This is a genomic window from Natronococcus jeotgali DSM 18795 (genome assembly GCF_000337695.1).
Lineage (GTDB): Archaea > Halobacteriota > Halobacteria > Halobacteriales > Natrialbaceae > Natronococcus > Natronococcus jeotgali.
Genome location: NZ_AOIA01000143.1, coordinates 1 through 16,006, shown reverse-complemented (window position 1 = coordinate 16,006; position 16,006 = coordinate 1). Strand labels below are relative to the sequence as shown.

At 70.1% G+C, this 16,006-nt stretch carries 17 protein-coding genes; 9 read left to right on the top strand and 8 right to left on the bottom strand.

Translation table 11 applies throughout. The features are described from left to right. Nucleotides 1-16: 16 nt before the first annotated feature. From C492_RS16340 to C492_RS16330, 3 genes are all read right to left on the bottom strand, one after another. Nucleotides 17-1,588 (bottom strand): PH domain-containing protein, encoded by a 1,572-nt coding sequence (locus C492_RS16340; protein ID WP_008425663.1) that lies wholly within the window; start codon nt 1,586-1,588, stop codon nt 17-19. After that, a complete protein-coding gene (locus C492_RS16335; RefSeq protein WP_008425662.1) occupies nt 1,585-2,049 on the bottom strand; it encodes a PH domain-containing protein in 465 nt (154 codons plus the stop codon). Before C492_RS16335 ends, C492_RS16340 begins: the two co-directional genes overlap by 4 nt. Nucleotides 2,050-2,217: 168 nt before the next feature. Continuing rightward, nucleotides 2,218-2,469 carry a BolA family protein gene (locus C492_RS16330; protein ID WP_008425660.1) on the bottom strand — a complete coding sequence of 84 codons (252 nt, stop codon included), beginning with the start codon at nt 2,467-2,469 and terminating at the stop codon, nt 2,218-2,220. Nucleotides 2,470-2,572: 103 nt separating this feature from the next. Here C492_RS16330 and C492_RS16325 point away from each other — a divergent pair, with 103 nt between their 5' ends. From C492_RS16325 to C492_RS16310, 4 genes are all read left to right on the top strand, one after another. Continuing rightward, nucleotides 2,573-3,073, top strand: coding sequence for a DUF7523 family protein (locus C492_RS16325; RefSeq protein ID WP_008425658.1), 501 nt, complete (start codon nt 2,573-2,575; stop codon nt 3,071-3,073). 133 nt (nt 3,074-3,206) lie between these two features. After that, entirely contained in the window at nt 3,207-4,184 is a 978-nt protein-coding gene (locus tag C492_RS16320; RefSeq protein ID WP_008425657.1) for a patatin-like phospholipase family protein, read from the top strand. A gap of 61 nt (nt 4,185-4,245) precedes the next feature. After that, complete coding sequence (cysS, locus tag C492_RS16315; RefSeq protein WP_008425655.1) at nt 4,246-5,739, top strand: cysteine--tRNA ligase; 1,494 nt, start codon at nt 4,246-4,248, stop codon at nt 5,737-5,739. Nucleotides 5,740-5,959: 220 nt separating this feature from the next. Beyond that, entirely contained in the window at nt 5,960-6,667 is a 708-nt protein-coding gene (locus C492_RS16310; protein ID WP_008425653.1) for a DUF6517 family protein, read from the top strand. Here the strand turns inward: C492_RS16310 and C492_RS16305 are convergent. From C492_RS16305 to C492_RS16290, 4 genes are all read right to left on the bottom strand, one after another. Then, the gene (locus C492_RS16305; RefSeq protein ID WP_008425651.1) at nt 6,664-7,671 is read right to left on the bottom strand and encodes a presenilin family intramembrane aspartyl protease PSH; all 1,008 of its coding nucleotides are present in this window, start codon (nt 7,669-7,671) and stop codon (nt 6,664-6,666) included. The genes C492_RS16310 and C492_RS16305 overlap by 4 nt on opposite strands. A gap of 86 nt (nt 7,672-7,757) precedes the next feature. Beyond that, nucleotides 7,758-8,000: an H/ACA ribonucleoprotein complex subunit GAR1 gene (locus tag C492_RS16300; RefSeq protein ID WP_008425649.1), complete on the bottom strand. Its 243-nt coding sequence runs from the start codon at nt 7,998-8,000 to the stop codon at nt 7,758-7,760. Next, complete coding sequence (gene srp19 / locus C492_RS16295; RefSeq protein ID WP_008425648.1) at nt 8,000-8,278, bottom strand: signal recognition particle subunit SRP19; 279 nt, start codon at nt 8,276-8,278, stop codon at nt 8,000-8,002. The genes C492_RS16300 and srp19 overlap by 1 nt, the downstream gene beginning before the upstream one ends. A gap of 109 nt (nt 8,279-8,387) precedes the next feature. Then, complete coding sequence (locus C492_RS16290) at nt 8,388-9,494, bottom strand: PGF-CTERM-anchored ABC transporter substrate-binding protein (protein WP_008425646.1); 1,107 nt, start codon at nt 9,492-9,494, stop codon at nt 8,388-8,390. Between the two features lie 60 nt (nt 9,495-9,554). Here C492_RS16290 and btuC point away from each other — a divergent pair, with 60 nt between their 5' ends. From btuC to gatE, 4 genes are all read left to right on the top strand, one after another. Beyond that, nucleotides 9,555-10,577 (top strand): vitamin B12 ABC transporter permease BtuC, encoded by a 1,023-nt coding sequence (gene btuC, locus C492_RS16285; RefSeq protein WP_008425644.1) that lies wholly within the window; start codon nt 9,555-9,557, stop codon nt 10,575-10,577. After that, a complete protein-coding gene (locus C492_RS16280) occupies nt 10,574-11,878 on the top strand; it encodes a heme ABC transporter ATP-binding protein (protein WP_008425643.1) in 1,305 nt (434 codons plus the stop codon). Before btuC ends, C492_RS16280 begins: the two co-directional genes overlap by 4 nt. Before the next feature lie 258 nt (nt 11,879-12,136). Then, nucleotides 12,137-12,706, top strand: coding sequence for a cupredoxin domain-containing protein (locus C492_RS16275; protein ID WP_008425642.1), 570 nt, complete (start codon nt 12,137-12,139; stop codon nt 12,704-12,706). Between the two features lie 66 nt (nt 12,707-12,772). Beyond that, on the top strand, nt 12,773-14,641 hold the full coding sequence (gatE, locus tag C492_RS16270; protein WP_008425641.1) for a Glu-tRNA(Gln) amidotransferase subunit GatE: 1,869 nt from the start codon (nt 12,773-12,775) through the stop codon (nt 14,639-14,641). A gap of 48 nt (nt 14,642-14,689) precedes the next feature. Here the strand turns inward: gatE and C492_RS16265 are convergent, their stop codons facing one another. Next, nucleotides 14,690-15,169 (bottom strand): Lrp/AsnC family transcriptional regulator, encoded by a 480-nt coding sequence (locus C492_RS16265; RefSeq protein WP_008425640.1) that lies wholly within the window; start codon nt 15,167-15,169, stop codon nt 14,690-14,692. A gap of 186 nt (nt 15,170-15,355) precedes the next feature. Between C492_RS16265 and C492_RS16260 the strand changes: the two genes are divergently transcribed. Then, on the top strand, nt 15,356-16,006 hold a 651-nt coding region (locus C492_RS16260; RefSeq protein ID WP_008425639.1), incomplete at its 3' end, for a DMT family transporter.

Below are 16,006 nucleotides of genomic sequence, written 5' to 3'. Positions count from 1 at the left end.
GGGGAGTCGCGACCGGTCAGGAAAAAGTAACCGAAAGTTCGCGCCCCTCGGCGCCGCGGCTCCGGCGGGCCGCCTCGAGGCGGGCCCGCGTCTCCTCGTGGATCGCCCGCGCGTCCGTCACCTCGAGGTCGTGGATGGTCGGCGTTCCCCGGGCGAACGTCCGCGAGCTGGCGGTGTCGACCACCACCGATCCCAGCCCAAGCCGGCGCTGGAAGATCGATCGCCGCGTCGAGACGGTCTGGACGCGGTAGTAGGGGATCGCGTGCGTGCGCCGGCGCCAGAACCCCGCCCGGACGAGGAGGTGGTCGTCGGCGACGGCGTAACCGAGGTTGCGCCAGCGCAGGTGCGCGGCGATCGGTGCGCCCGCGAACGCGAGCGCGCTCGCGTACCAGTAGGGGATCGTCCAGACGCGGGAGACGCCGAAGGCGGCGGCGACGACCGCGGCCGCCAGCAGCGAGTAGCGGGCGACGTACCGCCGACGGGCGAGCGTCGGGGGGCGGGTGAACGACGGCGTCTCGAGCCCGGTCGCCCGCTCGAGGAAGCCCTCGACGCGGCGGCGCCGGGCCAGCGGGACCGCCGACTGGCTCCCCGCGCTCCCGTCCGGGCCGTGACCCGCGGTCTCGATCCGGAGGCCGGCGTACTCGATCGCGCGCTGGATCGGGTTCTCGGCGATCGAGAACGTCTGGATCTTGTCGACCGGGATCGACCCGCTGTAGCGCTGGAGCAACCCCCGCTCGTAGACGAGGTCGTCGCCCGTCGACCCCAGCCGGAAGTCGTAGTACGTGGCGAACGTGTAGGCCGCACCGAGCAGGTAGGCGGCGAGCGCGCCGTAGAGGATCGAGACGACGGCGAACAGGCCGTACTGGGGTGCGGACGCGTCGTCGAGGTCCGCGGGCCCGCCCAGTGGTTCCGCCAGCGAGACGAGCAGGTCGACTACCGCGTCGCCGGCGACGACGAACACGAGCGGGAGCAGGGTCGCCCCCGAGAGACTGACCGAGGACAGCGAGAGCAACAGCAACTCCCGCCCCTCGAGGTCGAACAGCAGCGTCGGCCGCGGGTCGGGGTCGGCCCCCGTCGAATCCGCGCGGTCCGCGGCCGACGACGCGTCGGTCTCGGGCGATCGCGCGTCGGGGGCCTCGGCGTGTTGCTCGGCGGTCAGACGGCGGATCTCCCGCTGGAGGCGGGTCGCCTCGTCGTCGGCGACGAAGGCGAGTTCGGCCTCGGTCTCCCCGCCCCCCGCCGTCTCGATCCGGACGACGGCGACTCCGAGAAGCCGCTGGACGATCCCCTGCGAGATGTCCACGTTCTGGATCCGTCGGAGCGGGATCTCGCGCGAGCGCCGCGAGAGGACGCCGGATCGGATGTCGAACGTGTCCGCGGCGAGTTCGTACCCGAACCGGTAGTAGTACGCGGCGCCGTAGGCGACGCCGACGACGAAACCCACCGGGGCGAGGAAGAACACCCAGCCGACCTCGACGGCGTCGAAGACGCCGTCGAGCATACTCACCAGAAAGAACGGGATCGAACCGCCGGCCACGCCGCGGTGGAGCGCGGTCGCGGCGCCGCTGAGTGGGTGGAGCCGATTCATACCGCGTCCTCGGCCTCGCTCTCGACGGCCAGTTCGCGGAGCGTGTTCTGCAGGCTCCGGGCGCGGTCGGGCGTCAGGCCGGGGATCCGAACGTCGGCGTTGCGCGAGCCGGCCGTGTAGACCACGACGCTCGAGAGGCCGAGCGCCCGCTCGATCGGGCCGAACTGGGTGTCGACGTGCTGGACGCGGACGAACGGCACCGACGTCTCGACGAACGTGACGACGCCGCGCTCGAGGTAGAGCGCGTCGTCCTGGAGTTCGAAGCCCCAGTTGGTGAAAAGCAGGAGGGCGTGGGCGACGCCGACGAGAGCCAAAAGGAGGCCGACGCCGACGGCCGCGGCCGACGGGAGGGAGTCGACGAGCCACCGCTGGGCGGCCGCGACGGCCACGGCGAGCGCGGCGGCGACGAGCACCGCGCGGACGACCCAGACGATCCTGATTCGCGGGTGGAGGGGTTCCATGCCGAGTCGTTCTTTCAACCGCTCAATAAACCCATTGGTTATTCGACAAAAATGGCGGGAACGAAGCGGAGTCCGCGGACGGGACGGCGTCGGCCGGGGTTCGTTCGCGTGGGACCGAGCGACGGCGCCGTCGCTCGGGTCGGTCGCTTCCGCGGTCTCCGGGGCGGGCTACTCGAGTTCGTCGTACTCCTCGGGCGTGTACGTCGACAGTTCGAGGGCGTGGATGTCGGTCGTCATGTGGTCCTCGAGCGCGTCGTAGACCTGCTGGTGTTGCTGGACCAGCGACTGGTCCGCGAAGGTCGGCGAGACGACCGTCGCCGCGAGGTGGTCGTCGTCGTGTTCGTCCCGCGCGTGCGTAACGGTCGCCTGCGCACCCTCGAGTTCGGACTCGATCACCGCCTCGACGTCCTCCGGTTGCATATCCGACTCGAGGGGGGCTCGCGGCAAAAGCGCCGCGGTCGAGGACCGTTCCGGCGCGACCACGACGCTTATCCCTCCCCGGTCGCGTGTGACACCTACAGTTATGTCGCTCGCGAGCGAAACGCGCCGAGCCGTCGACGGGAACCCGTTTCTCGTCACCGCACTGCGGGCCGGAGTCGTCAACTACACCGCGGCAGCCCGGTACCTCGACGTCGACGGCGAGACCGACGCGGTCGCGACCGCGATCCGTCGCTACGCCGAGGAGCTCCCGCCCTACGAGACCGACGCTCGAGACGTGCGCGTCAGGATGGAACGAGGAATCACGCCGGCTCCGATCGACGGCGCCAAGCACGAAACGGCGCTGCTGGCCGTCGGCGGCACGTCGTTTCGATCCGACGGCGGGGAGCTCACGGCGATCGCGGCCACGGGCGACGTCGACGCGACCGCCCTCGGGGCCGCGCTCGGGCGCCTCGAGAGCGACGGAATCGAGCCGATCGCGGCCGGCGTCGGCGAGGGCACCATGATGCTCGTCGTCGACGACCGCGACGGCGTCGACGCCCTGCGGACCGTCGAGGCGGCGCTCGAGGCGGTTCCGGAGGCGTAGGTTCGACTGCCGGAAACCTATTTGTGCCCGTTCGGCGGACGTTCGTCGATGGTACCGAACGGACCGCGATCCGACCGTCGCAGTCTATCGCTCGATGGACCGCCCGACGGCGCCGGATTCGAGGTGGTGGCGGATGGGTGACGATCGAACGCGGGTCGCCATCGCCTGCCAGGGCGGCGGGAGCCACACGGCGTTTACCGCGGGCGTGCTCCGGGAGCTGCTCGAGCAGTGGCCCGAACGCGACGAGACGTTCGAGCTGGTCGGGATCAGCGGTAGCTCCGGCGGCGCGTTCAACGCGCTGGCGGTCTGGTACGGCGCCGTCGTCGGCGACGAGTCGACGGCGATCGAGACCCTCGACGCGCTGTGGGACGATATCGCGGCCAGCGACCCCGCGGATCGGCTGCTCAACGGCTGGGTTCGAGCGTACGCCCGGATCGCGAGCACCGGCGTCGGCCTACCGGAGGTCAACCCGCGCCACTCGCCGGCCGCGAGGGCGGGACAGCGACGCCTCGGGCGCATCCTCGAGCGCCACGTCGACTTCGAGGCGATTCCGGAGCTCTGTGTCGCCGAGGTTCCGGAGCTGGTCGTCGGCGCCGTCGACCTCAACGCCGGCGAGTTCGAGACCTTCGTCAACGAGGACGTCACCGTCGACGCCGTCCTCGCCTCGGCGGCGGTACCGGGGCTGTTCGAGGCCGTCGAGATCGACGGCCGTCACTACTGGGACGGGTTGCTCTCGCAGAACCCGCCCGTCAAGGACCTGGTCTCGGTTCCGGGGGACCGAACCCCCGACGAGCTGTGGGTGATCCAGATCAACCCGCAGGTCGATCCCGAACGACCGTCCTCGCTCCCCGAGATCGCAGACCGACGAAACGAGCTGGCGGGCAACATCTCGCTGAACAACGAGCTCCGGACGATCGAGCGGGTCAACGAGTGGATCGACGGTGGCTACCTCGAGCACCCCGACTACACGACGACGGCGATCGAACGCATCGAACTCTCCGGGTACGACCGGACGACGAAGCTCGACCGCGATCCGGCGTTTCTCGAAGCCCTCGTCGAGGAGGGCGAGCGGCGGGCCGCGACCTTCCTCGAGGAGCGGACCGACGGGTAACGGGGTTCGGAGTCGGCGGTCACCGCACTGCTTAACTGCCGTCCGGGGAAAACTCGGGGCAATGACCCTGCACGTGACGAACACGTTGACGGGCGATACCGAGCCGTTCGAGCCGCAGGATCCCGACGACGTCCTCCTCTACTACTGCGGCCTGACGGTCTCGGATCCGCCCCACCTGGGCCACGCCCGCTCGTGGGTCCACGTCGACGTCATGCACCGCTGGCTCGAACACCTCGGTTACGGCGTGCGCCACGTCGAGAACTTCACCGACGTCAACGAGAAGATCGTCGCCCGCGTCGGCGAGGACGGCGCCGACGAGGCCGACGTCGCCGAGAACTACATCGAGCGCACCCTCGCGGACATGCGCTCGCTAAACCTCCTGCGGGCGGAGGTCTACCCCCGCGTCTCCGAGCACGTCCCCGAGATCGTCGCCCTCGTCGAGACCCTGATCGAGAAGGACTACGCCTACGAGTCCAACGGGTCGGTCTACTTCGACGTCACCGGCTTCGAGGAGTACGGCAAGCTCTCGAACCAGGCTCTCGAGGAGATCGAGTCCCAGGGCGACCCCGACGAGCGCTCGGAGAAGCGCCACCCCGCGGACTTCGCGCTCTGGAAGGCCGACGGCGTCGACGCCAACGCGATCGAGGAACACCGCCATGAGGACGCGGCGCCCGCCGCGGAGGCCTGCGAGACCGCCCAGACCTGGGAGTCGCCGTGGGGCGAGGGCCGACCCGGGTGGCACATCGAGTGCTCGGCGATGAGCACGACCCACCTCGGCGACACGCTCGACGTCCACGTCGGCGGCCGCGACCTGGTCTTTCCCCACCACGAGAACGAAATCGCCCAGTCCGAGGCCGCGACGGGCCAGCAGTTCGCGAAGTACTGGCTCCACTGCGAGCTGTTTCAGATGGACGAGGAGAAGATGTCCTCGAGCCTGGGCAACTTCGTCACCGTCGCGGAGGCCGTCGACCGCTGGGGAACCAACGTCGTGCGCACGTTCCTCACCGCGGGCTCGTACAACAGCCAGCAGCTGTACTCCGACGAGACGATCGCCGAGGCCGAGGAACGGTGGGACCGACTCGAGCGCGCCCACGAGGCCGCGACCGCGGCGATCGACTCGCCGAACGCGAGCGCGAAGGTCACAGACGACGAGCTCCGCGAGGACGTCGCCGACGCCCGCGAGGCCTTTGTCGAGGCGATGAACGACGACTTCAACACCCGCGAGGCCCAGTCGGCCCTGCTCGAGGTCGCGACGGCGATCAACCGCCACCTCGAGGGAAGCGAGGACGAGCGGGCGGACTACCGCGGACTGCGCCGGGCCGTCGAGACCCTCGAGGAACTCGGAGGCGTGCTCGGCCTCTCCTTCGCGGGCGAGACCGACGGCAGCGCGGAACTGGCCGGCGACGTCGTCGAACTCGTTCTCGGCGTGCGCGAGCGAGAACGCGAGGCGGGCAACTACGAGCGGGCCGACGAGCTCCGGGACGAACTCGAGGCGCTCGGCGTCGAGGTTCAGGACACCGACGAGGGACCGAGCTTCCGGCTCCCAGGCGAGTAGCCGGCCTCGATCGCCGTTTCTCCCGCCGCAGCGATTCCCGGGATCGTGTTCCGCGACCGTCGAGCGATCGCTCGAGGACCGTCCGTTTCGCACCGCGTAAACTCCGGGCCGCGATACCGAATTCCGTGGGTCGTTCGAGCGCCGAGGAGCCCTCCCGGAAACCGGCCGGCTCGAGCCGGCCGCGCCACTTATTGCCGCGAGGCCGAACTATCGGGGTACCATGCAGAGACGACAGTTCGTCGCCGCGGGCGCGGTCGGCGGTGTCGCCCTCTCGGCGGGGTGTCTCGGCGGCCTCCTCGAGGACGCGACGACGTTTTCGGCGTCGCCGGCGATCGTCGCCGAGAGCGCGACCGACGAGACGGGGTACGAGTACCAGGGGACCGAGGAGATCGTCACCACCGAGTCGGTCGCCGGCCAGGAAATCGAGGTGACCAGCTACGGCGCCGAGTACGTCCGGATGATCGACCTACCGCTCGATATCCTCGGCGGTGAGGTCGAGGCAGGCGTCTTCGGAGTCATCACCACGCCGCAGGTCGGGGTCGCCGGCGAGGAGTTCAACCCGGTCGGCGAGATGGGAGCCGAGGAGATCGCCCGGGAGGTCCAGGGTCAGTACGAGGAGCTCAGCGTCGGGGACTCGACCGGCGAGCGCTCGGTCGCCGCGCTCGAGGACACCATCGTCCTCGAGACCTTCGAGGGCGAAGCCGAGCTACAGGGCGAGCGCACGGTCGATATCCTGCTCGACGTCGCCCGCCACGAGACCGGCGGCGACCACCTCGTGATCGTCGGCGTCTATCCCGACCTCGAGGGGCTGCCGATCGACTCCGAGCGGGATCGGATCGACGTCATGGTCCAGGGGCTCGAACACGGCGACGACGTCGACGCCGAGATCGTCGACAGCCGCGAGGAGTCGGATCCGCTGGCGGGCTAGAGGCCGAGCGCGGCCGCGATCGGGACGCCGCTGGCGAGCGCACCCAGCAGGTAGCCCCCGATCGCGCCGCCGTTGAGCAACGGCAGGCCGGCGTGGGGACGGCCCTTCAGCACCATTCCCATGAGCACGACCAGCCCGGCGAGCGTGCCGACGATCGCGCCCAGCGCCGGCAGGTTAAGCGCGATGCCCGGTACCGACAGCGCTCCGGCCTCGAGGAAGGAGGCGGCGCTGGCGACCAGGATCGTCGGGATGATGGCGTCGCCGAGTCCGATGAAGAGCGCGTCGCGGCCGCCGTCCGCGGCGGGATCGTCCTCGGGGATCGAATCTCCACCGTTCGAGTTCGCCTCGACGCCGCTGCTCGTATCGGGGCCGGACGCGTCGGGATCGGCGCCCTCGCCGTCCGCGAGGTAGGAGTACGACAGCGTCGTCGGGACGACCAGTACGACGGGGATCTTGAGGTCCATCACTCCCGCGGCGAGGTCGAGCATGTGCTCGGTCCGGTAGACGCTGACAGCGTCGTAGATCGCCAATCCCGCGAGCAACAGCAACGCGGGCAAGAGTCCGAAGCTGATCCCGAACAGCGCCGCGGCGCCGGCTCCCATCAACACGCCGGTGACGTCGATGACGTACCACTCCGGGTAGAGAACCAGCGCCGCGCCGACGCCGAGGGCGGCTGCGACGGCGAGGACGTTGATCGACCCCGCCGTCACGACCGGGGGCACGAGTTCGGTGAGGACGAACCAGGCGAGCATCACGCTCACGCCGACGACCAGCGCCCTGACGATCCACTCGAGGTCGTACCGGAAGGTCGCGAGCATGAACCCGGTCGCGACGAGAATGACCGCGAAGTAGACGAGGCTGTTGGTCGGGTTCTCGGGATCCTCGACGGCCTGGCGGTCGGCGTCGTGGAACGGCTCGATCAGCGCCAGCGCGCCGATCTGGACGGCCAGAAAGAGCAACACCGTCGTTCCGACGGCCGCGAGCACCCGGGTCCGGTGGTCCATGCCGCGGCGTTCGCACCCGCTCCTCTTGGTGCTTTTCGTTGGGTCACCGAGCGAGCGGCGACGGACGCTCGGCTCGGTCCCGCGACTCAGCGTGCGTACAGCGACGCCCCGACCAGCGTCGGAAGGTGAACGTCGTCGTCGGGCGTCACCGCCAGGTAGGGGTCGTCGACGGGGCCGAAGACGTCGACGACGCGACCGACGGACTCGAGGGAGTCGTCGAGCACCATCGTTCCGATCTCCTCGCGGAGGCGGTCGTCGTCGGCGTCGGGGTTCGCCCGCAGGATCGCGAGCCCCTGGGCGGTGCGGACGACCTGACCGACCCGGCGCATCACTCTCGCATCGCGACGACGTACGCCGCGACGGCCTGGACGAGGTCGTTCTTCGAGTCGTCGGAGCCCCGGACGACGACCCGGCCCCGGTCGGCCCAGTGCTCCCGGGAGTAGGACTTCTCGCGCTCGATCGTCGCGTCGTAGCCGATCTGCTGGACGGCCTTCGCGATCTCGTCGACCGTCGGCTCCTCGACCGCCAGATCCTCGGCGACGCGTCTGCCCTCGGCCCGGGAGAGCTCCGCGTCGAGATAGGCGGGCCAGATGACGTTCTCGACCATATCCCCGTCTCCGAACCCCTCCCGGTAAACACTTTTCAAAAACGGTCGGTTCGCGCTCGAGGACTCGCCGCGAGCGCGGGCGGTTCGGTCGCCGGCGACCGGATCGACGTTACCGACGGCGGGCGAGCCCGGCGAGCGCGGCGACGAGCGCGGCGACGGCCGCCGGGACCCCGAGGCCGGGGATCGAGTCACCGCCCGCGTCGCTCCCGTCGCCGGAGTCGTTCGATCCGTCTGCTCCGGCGTCGTTCGTCCCGTTCCCGTCGTCCTCGAGCTGCTCGGCCGCGTCGGCGTAGGCGTCGGGGTGGACCGCCTGGACGATCTGCTCGATCGCCTCGACGACGAGCGGGCCGGGCTGGCTCATGAACTGGTCGTCGACCGCGACGAGTCGGTCCTCCTGGTAGGCGGTCGTTCCCCGCACGGCCTCGGCGACCGGGGGCTCCTCGGCGGAGTCGCCGTAGACGATCCACTCGGGATCCTCCTCGACGACGGTCTCCGCGCTGATCTCCGCCCAGCCCTCGAGGCCGGCCTCCGCGCCGAGGTTCTCGAGGCCGGCGGTCGTCAGAATCTCGTGCTGGAAGGTTCCCTCGCCGGCGGTGAACCCGCCGCCCATCGCGTAGTAGGCCAGCGGACGGTCGACGTCCGAGACCGCCTCCTCGATGACCGCGAGGCGGTCGTTCATCCCCTCGAGGCTCTCCTGGGCGCCCTCGCACTCGCCGACGATCTCGCCGGTGAGCCGGACGTTCTCGGCGACCCCGTCGAGGGACTGTTCGGTCGGGAAGACGTAGACCGTCAGCCCCGCCTCGCGAAGCTGATCGATGACGTCGTCGCCCTGCAGGGCGTTGGCCGCGAGGACGACGTCGGGATCGCGGTCGATGACCTCCTCGGCGACGGGCGTGACGCCGTCGTCCTCGGTGATGTCCAGACTCTCGTCGGCCTCGAGGTAGTCGGTGTACTGACCGACGGGCATGCCCGTGACCTTCTCCTCGGCGCCGATCTCGTACATCACCTGGGCGTCGCTGGGCTGGAGGGCGACGACCGACTCGGGCTCTTCCTCGACAGTTACGGTCTCCCCGGTCGCGTCCGTTCCCTCGAACGGGAACTCGCAGGTCGGGTCCATCTGTGCGGCGGTCGCCGTCGTTCCCCCCGCGGCTGCGGCGGGTGCGAACGCGGCGAGCGCGGTCAACGCGGCGACGAGTACGATCAGTGTGTTTCGCATCGATCGAAGCGTGCCACCTACTCCAACAAATATTTGCCTACTGCAAGCGAGATTTCAGCCGTGTTCCGTCCGGGCCGTCTCGCCTCGTGGTCGATCGCGCTCTCGGCGCTGCTGGTCTGTGCCGTCGTCGGGAGCGCCGCGCTCGGACCGGTTCGGATCGATCCCCTGACCGTCTCGCGGGCGATTCTCAACCTCGCGGGCCTGGGCGTCCACGAGGTGCCCGCGACCCACCAGACGATCGTCGCGGACGTCCGTCTGCCCCGCATTCTGCTGGCCGCGACGGTCGGGTTCGCGCTCGCGGCCGCGGGGACGGTCATGCAGGGTTTCTTCCGGAACCCGCTGGCCGATCCGTCGATCATCGGCGTCTCCTCGGGGGCCGCCGTCGGGGCCGTCGCCGCCATCGCGTTTCCGGCGCTGGTGCCGATCGGGAGCGTCCACCTGCCCGCGTTCGTCGGCGCGCTAGTCACCGCCTTCCTCGTCTACGCCATCGCGACCGAGGGCGGCCGAACGCCGGTCGCGACCCTGCTGCTCGCGGGAGTCGCGATCCAGGCGTTCCTCGGAGCGGTGATCTCGTTTCTGGTCGTCCACAGCGGCGAGAACCTTCGCGAGGCCGTCGTCTGGATGATGGGCCACCTCAATCGCAGCACCTGGGGGGACGTCGGCTTCGCGCTGCCCGTCACCGTCGGCGGCGTGCTCGTGCTGGGGGCCTACACCCGCGAGATGAACGTCCTCCTGCTCGGCGAGGAGGACGCCCACCACCTCGGCGTCGACGTCGAGCGGACCAAGCTCCTCCTGCTCGCGCTGGCGAGTGTCGTCACCGCCGCCGGGGTCGCCGTCGCCGGGGTCGTCGGTTTCGTCGGCCTCGTCGTCCCCCACGTGATGCGCCTGATCGTCGGCCCCGACCACCGCATCCTGCTGCCGACGAGCGCGCTCGCGGGGGCCTCCTTCCTCGTGATCGCCGACACCGCCGCCCGCGTCGGCGCCTTCGGACTGCCGATCGTCCCCGTCGGCATCGTCACCGCGACCGTGGGGGCGCCCTTCTTCCTCTACCTGTTGACGAACCGGGAGGTGCACGCGCTGTGACAGAGGACGTCGAGACGCCACCCGCGACCGACGGCGCGCGCCTCGAGGTCGAGGACGTCGCCGTCTCGCTCGGCGAGGTCGACGTCCTCGAGGACGTCTCCCTGACCGTCGAGCCGGGGGAGTTCGTCGGCCTGGTCGGTCCCAACGGAGCCGGAAAGACGACGCTGCTGCGGGCGGTAAGCGGCGCGCTCGAGCCGACGCGGGGGTCGGTCGCCGTCGACGGCGCCGCCCTCCACGACCGCCCGTCGAAGGCCGCGAGCCGTCTGGTCGCGGTCGTGCCGCAGGATACGACCCTCTCCTTTTCGTTCGACGTCCGAACCGTCGTCGAGATGGGGCGGTACCCCCACCGATCGCGGTTCTCGCCGCCCGACGAGGACGACCGCGCGGCGGTCGATCGCGCCCTCGAGCGCACCCGTACCACCCGGTTCGCCGACCGTCCGATCGACGAGGTCAGCGGCGGGGAGCGCCAGCGGGTCGTGCTCGCGCGGGCGATCGCCCAGGAGACACCCGTTCTCCTGCTCGACGAGCCGACGGCGAGCCTCGACGTCAACCACCAGGTCGAGACCCTCGAGCTCGTCCGCGAGCTCGTCTCGGAGGGGCGCACGGTCGTCGCCGCGATCCACGACCTGGACCTGGCCGCGCGCTACTGCGATCGACTCGTCGCCCTCGCCGGCGGACGGGTGCTCGAGGCGGGGCCGCCCGAGGCGGTGCTGAACCGGGACGTCCTCGCCGCCGCGTTCGACGTGACCGCGGCGGTGACCGAAAACCCCGTGACGGGATCGCCGACCGTGACCGCGCTTCCCGACGCCGACGGGGCGCCCGAACCGGCGCGAGTCCACGTCGTCGGGAGCGGCGCGACCGCCGCGAACGTCCTCTCGCGGCTGACGGCCGCTGGCCTCGAGTGCACCGCGGGGCCGGTTTCCGGCGGCGACGTCGCCGCCGAGGTCGCTCGCGGGCAGGGCCTCGAGACGCTCGACGTCGAGCCCTTCGCTCCGCTCGGTGCCGGGGATATCGACGCGGTGTGTCGGGCGGCGGCGACCGCCGACGCGACGGTCGTCGCCGACCTCGAGGTCGGCGCCGGAAACCTGGCGCTGCTCGAGGAGCTGATCGGGACGCCCGGACTGATCGTCGTGGAGCGACGCCCCTTCGCGGAGCGCAATCACGCGGGCGAGCGCGCCAGATCGGCCTACGAGCGCTGCAGTCGGGGCGCGATCGAGTCGTCGCCGGACGCGGTGCTCGAGGCGGTACGCGAGGCCGCCGATCGCGCGACGTCGTCGGTCCTCAGCGCAACGGAGGATTAGCGCCGGGCGGGCCGGGCTACCGCGGGGTAGCGGGCGGACGGCTCCGAACGGCCGTCGCTCCGGCGGTCCGATCTCACTGCCGTCGTTGCGGTTCGGATCCGGAGACGGAAGCGGGGTTCGACCGCGCTACGCCCTCGATCGAGCCACCGGACAACCGGCCGCTACCCGATCACCATCGCGGCGGTTTCACCGTCCAACGATGCACTGTTCCCGAAACGACGGTACTCCCTTTTGGAGCGACGATCCCGGAATACTGGTATGGCACTCGACACCGGTCAGACCCGACGGCGGACGCTTCAACTCGCCGCGCTCGCGCTCGCGGCGGGCGGAACCGGGGTCGCCGCGGCACAGGACGGGGGAGACGACGAGGACGACTCCGAGGACGACGCGGGCGAGGAGGCCGAACGGACCGTCATCCTCGGCGCCCGCTCCTCGTACTGGTACGGCCTCGAGCCCCCGGAGATCGAGGGGGAGGAGAACCCGACGCTCGACCTCGGATCCGACGGGGAGGTCGAAATCGTCTGGATCAATCTGGACGGCGCTTTGCACAACCTGGCCCTCGAGGACGCGGACGGCGAACGGCTCGAGGTCTCCGAGGAGACGGAGACGCCCGGCGAGGCGGTCTCGATGACGGTCGACGCCGACGGCTCCGCCGCCGAGTACTACTGCGAACACCACCCCGACTCGATGCGCGGCGACGTCGGCGAGCGCAACGACGGGGCGGACGAGTCGGACGACGACGGCGATTCCGACGACGGGCACGACCGCGATCGCGACCGCGACCACGACCACGAACACGACGGCAACCGATCCGACGACGACCGCTAGCCGGGAACGGTCCGTACCGAACCGGACTGAACGGTTTTTTACCCCCGCGCCCCCGAGTGGGGGCCAATGACCGAGTACGACTACGACGAGCTCGGACTCGTCGCCGGGCTGGAGATCCACCAGCAACTCGACACGGCGACGAAGCTGTTCTGCCAGTGTCCGACCGACCTGCGCGAACCCGAGGAGTCGACGCGTCGCTTTACCCGGTATCTCCACCCCACGCGCAGCGAGCTGGGCGAGATCGACGACGCCGCCTTGGAGGAGAGCAAGGTCGACCGCGAGTTCGAGTACCTCGCGTACGACTCGACCTGCCTCGTCGAGGAAGACGACGAGCCGCCCCACGAACTGGACGACGAAGCGCTCGAGACGACCCTCGAGATCGCCCAGCTCCTGGAGATGCGCCCGGTCGATCGGGCCCACGTCATGCGAAAGCTGGTCGTCGACGGCTCGAACACGTCGGGCTTCCAGCGCTCGACGCTGATCGCCACCGACGGCGAGATCGAGACCAGCGAGGGCGCGGTCGGGATCGAGGACCTCCTGCTCGAGGAGGAAAGCGCTCAGCGGGTCGCGGAGACCGACGACGGCGTTCGCTACAGCCTGGATCGGCTGGGGATTCCGCTGGTCGAGATCGGCACCAGTCCGGACATCTCGACGCCCGAGCAAGCCCTGGAAGCCGCCGAGCGCATCGGGATGTTGCTTCGCTCGACGGGGAAGGTAAAGCGCGGCCTGGGGACGATCCGCCAGGACGTCAACGTCTCGATCGCCGAGGGCGCCCGCGTCGAGATCAAGGGCGTCCAGAGTCTCGACGACATCGACGACATCGTCCGCACCGAGGTCGCCCGACAGGTCGAGCTCGTCGAGATCACCGACGAACTGGCCGAACGCGAGGCCGTCGTGGGAGAGTCGCGGGACGTGACCGACGTCTTCGAGGACACCGACAGCGGCGTCATCGGCGGTGCGCTGCGTTCGGGCGGATCCGTGACGGCGGTTCTCCTCGAGGGGTTCGACGGTCTCGTCGGCCGCGAGATCGCCCCCGACCGCCGGCTGGGAACCGAACTCTCGGATCACGCCAAGCGCCACGGCGCGGGCGGGATCTTCCACACCGACGAGCTGCCCGCCTACGGCGTCACCGACGAGGAGGTCGCGGACCTGCGGGAAGCCGTCGGCGCCGACCCCGAGGACGCCGTCGCCATCGTCGCCGACGACACCGCGACCGCCGAGTCGGCGATCGAGGCGGTCGCCGAGCGCGCGGCGACCGCCCTCGAGGGCGTCCCCGAGGAGACCCGCGGCGCGAACGACGACGGGACGACGCGGTACCTGCGCCCGCTGCCCGGGGCGGCGCGGATGTACCCCGAGACGGACGTGCCGCCCGTCGAGCCGGATCCGAGCGAGGTGCCCGAGCCCGAACTGCTGACCGAGAAGGTCGAACGCTACCAGGAGGAGTACGACCTCGGCGCGGGGCTGGCCGAGCAGGTGGCCTACGGCCAGCACATGCCGCTGTTCGAGGACGTCGTCGCCGACGGCGTCGATCCGACGCTTACGGCGTCGACCCTCGAGTCGACGCTGACCGAGCTGCGACGGGACGACGTTCCCGTCGAGAACCTCGAGGACGAGCATCTGCGGGGCGTGCTCGAGCTGGTCGAGGACGGCGACCTGCCCAACGAGGGCGTGGGTGATCTGCTCGCGTCGCTCGCCGAGGAGCCCGATCGAACGCCCGAGGAGGCGGCCGAGGAGGAAGGCCTCGGCGGGGCCGACGAGGCGGAGGTCCGCGAGGCCGTCGCCGAGGTCGTCGAGCGCAACGAGGCGCAGGTCGAGGAGGAGGGCATGCAGGCCTTTTCCGGTCTGATGGGCGAGTGCATGGGCGCCCTCCGCGGGAAGGCCGACGGCGACCTCGTCAGTCGGCTGCTACGCGAGGAGATCCAGAAGCGCGCGTAACCCCGCCTTTACCCGCAGACGAACGCCCCGCCGTGATATCGGGCTCGCTCAGTCGACCAGCTCCTCGAGCAGCGTCTCGAGTTCGTAGCTCTGGAGGGCCTCGCGCTCCTCGATCGCCGAGATGACGAACGTCGAGTCGGTGCGGTCGACGCCCTCGAGCTGTTCGAACTCGGCGATCAACCGCTCGACCATCCCGCTCTCGCTGAGGCGGGCGACGACGATGAAGTCGGTCTCCCCCATCGTGAAGTAGACGTTCGTCACCCCCTCGACGGTCAGCAGGCGGTCGGCGAACTCCTCGTAGGAGCCCCGGTAGTCGGCGTGGATCTCGACGATGACGGTGACGTCGAGGCCGAGCTCCTCGAGGTCGATCTCGTAGCGGTCGTTGGCGATGATCCCCTCCTCGCGAAGGTTGTTGAGCCGGTAGTGGATCGTCGACACCGGGATGCCCGTCGCCTCGTGGAGCGCCTCGGGGCTGCCGGTTTCCCGTTCGGCGATCGCTTTCAGCAGGCGCACGTCGCGGTCGTCCATACCTCGAGTTCGGCCGAGAGCGTCATCGGCGTTTCGAATCGTGAACTCGAAGTTGGATCTTTCTCTAATAGTAGCCCTTCATTCCGGGGACCGTTTCGGATCGGGTTCATATGTGTGATCTTGCATCCGATCTCGAGAGCGCTGTTGTAGAAGGGTCTAAGTACGGCGACTGATTTCGAACGTTTCATGATTCGACGCGCGCTCTTTCGGTCCGGATACGGAGATCTGGTGTTGTTCTCGATCCTCGCGCTGTGCTGGGGAACCTCCTTCGTCGCGATCGAGGTGGGTCTCGAGTACGTGCCGCCGCTGTTGTTCGCCGGCCTCCGGTACGGCGTCGCGGGCCTGATCGTCCTCGGGTACGCGGCCGTCGCCACCGATCGGTTCCGTCCCGCCGATCGGACCGAGTGGCTCTCGGTCGGCGTCGCCGGGGTCTTCCTCATCGCGTTCTACCACGCGCTGTTGTACGTCGGCGAGCTGTACGTGCCCGGTGCGATCGCGGCGACGGTCGCCAGCACCGCCCCGATCCTCACCGCCGCGTTCGCCGGCGCCGTCCTCCCGCGGGAGCGACTCGCACCTGCGGGCGTCGTCGGGCTCGTTCTCGGTCTGATCGGCGTCGTCGTCGTCGTCCGCCCCTCGCCGACGGGACTCGAGACCGAACTCCTGCTGGGGGCGGGACTCGTCTTCGGCGCCGCGATCGCGTTCGCGGTCGGAACCGTCCTCGCGCGACCGCTCGACGCCGGCCTCCCGCTCGAGACGCTCCAGGCCTGGGCGATGCTCGTCGGCGCGGCGGTCCTGCTGGTCGGCGCCCCGCTTCGGGGCTGTCTCTTATACACATCT

Coding starts and splice junctions, on each gene's coding strand:
- C492_RS16340 (WP_008425663.1), bottom strand. CDS start 1,588: ATGAATCGGCTCCACCCACTCAGCGGCGCCGCGACCGCGCTCCACCGC.
- C492_RS16335 (WP_008425662.1), bottom strand. CDS start 2,049: ATGGAACCCCTCCACCCGCGAATCAGGATCGTCTGGGTCGTCCGCGCG.
- C492_RS16330 (WP_008425660.1), bottom strand. CDS start 2,469: ATGCAACCGGAGGACGTCGAGGCGGTGATCGAGTCCGAACTCGAGGGT.
- C492_RS16325 (WP_008425658.1), top strand. CDS start 2,573: ATGTCGCTCGCGAGCGAAACGCGCCGAGCCGTCGACGGGAACCCGTTT.
- C492_RS16320 (WP_008425657.1), top strand. CDS start 3,207: ATGGGTGACGATCGAACGCGGGTCGCCATCGCCTGCCAGGGCGGCGGG.
- cysS (WP_008425655.1), top strand. CDS start 4,246: ATGACCCTGCACGTGACGAACACGTTGACGGGCGATACCGAGCCGTTC.
- C492_RS16310 (WP_008425653.1), top strand. CDS start 5,960: ATGCAGAGACGACAGTTCGTCGCCGCGGGCGCGGTCGGCGGTGTCGCC.
- C492_RS16305 (WP_008425651.1), bottom strand. CDS start 7,671: ATGGACCACCGGACCCGGGTGCTCGCGGCCGTCGGAACGACGGTGTTG.
- C492_RS16300 (WP_008425649.1), bottom strand. CDS start 8,000: ATGCGCCGGGTCGGTCAGGTCGTCCGCACCGCCCAGGGGCTCGCGATC.
- srp19 (WP_008425648.1), bottom strand. CDS start 8,278: ATGGTCGAGAACGTCATCTGGCCCGCCTATCTCGACGCGGAGCTCTCC.
- C492_RS16290 (WP_008425646.1), bottom strand. CDS start 9,494: ATGCGAAACACACTGATCGTACTCGTCGCCGCGTTGACCGCGCTCGCC.
- C492_RS16275 (WP_008425642.1), top strand. CDS start 12,137: ATGGCACTCGACACCGGTCAGACCCGACGGCGGACGCTTCAACTCGCC.
- gatE (WP_008425641.1), top strand. CDS start 12,773: ATGACCGAGTACGACTACGACGAGCTCGGACTCGTCGCCGGGCTGGAG.
- C492_RS16265 (WP_008425640.1), bottom strand. CDS start 15,169: ATGGACGACCGCGACGTGCGCCTGCTGAAAGCGATCGCCGAACGGGAA.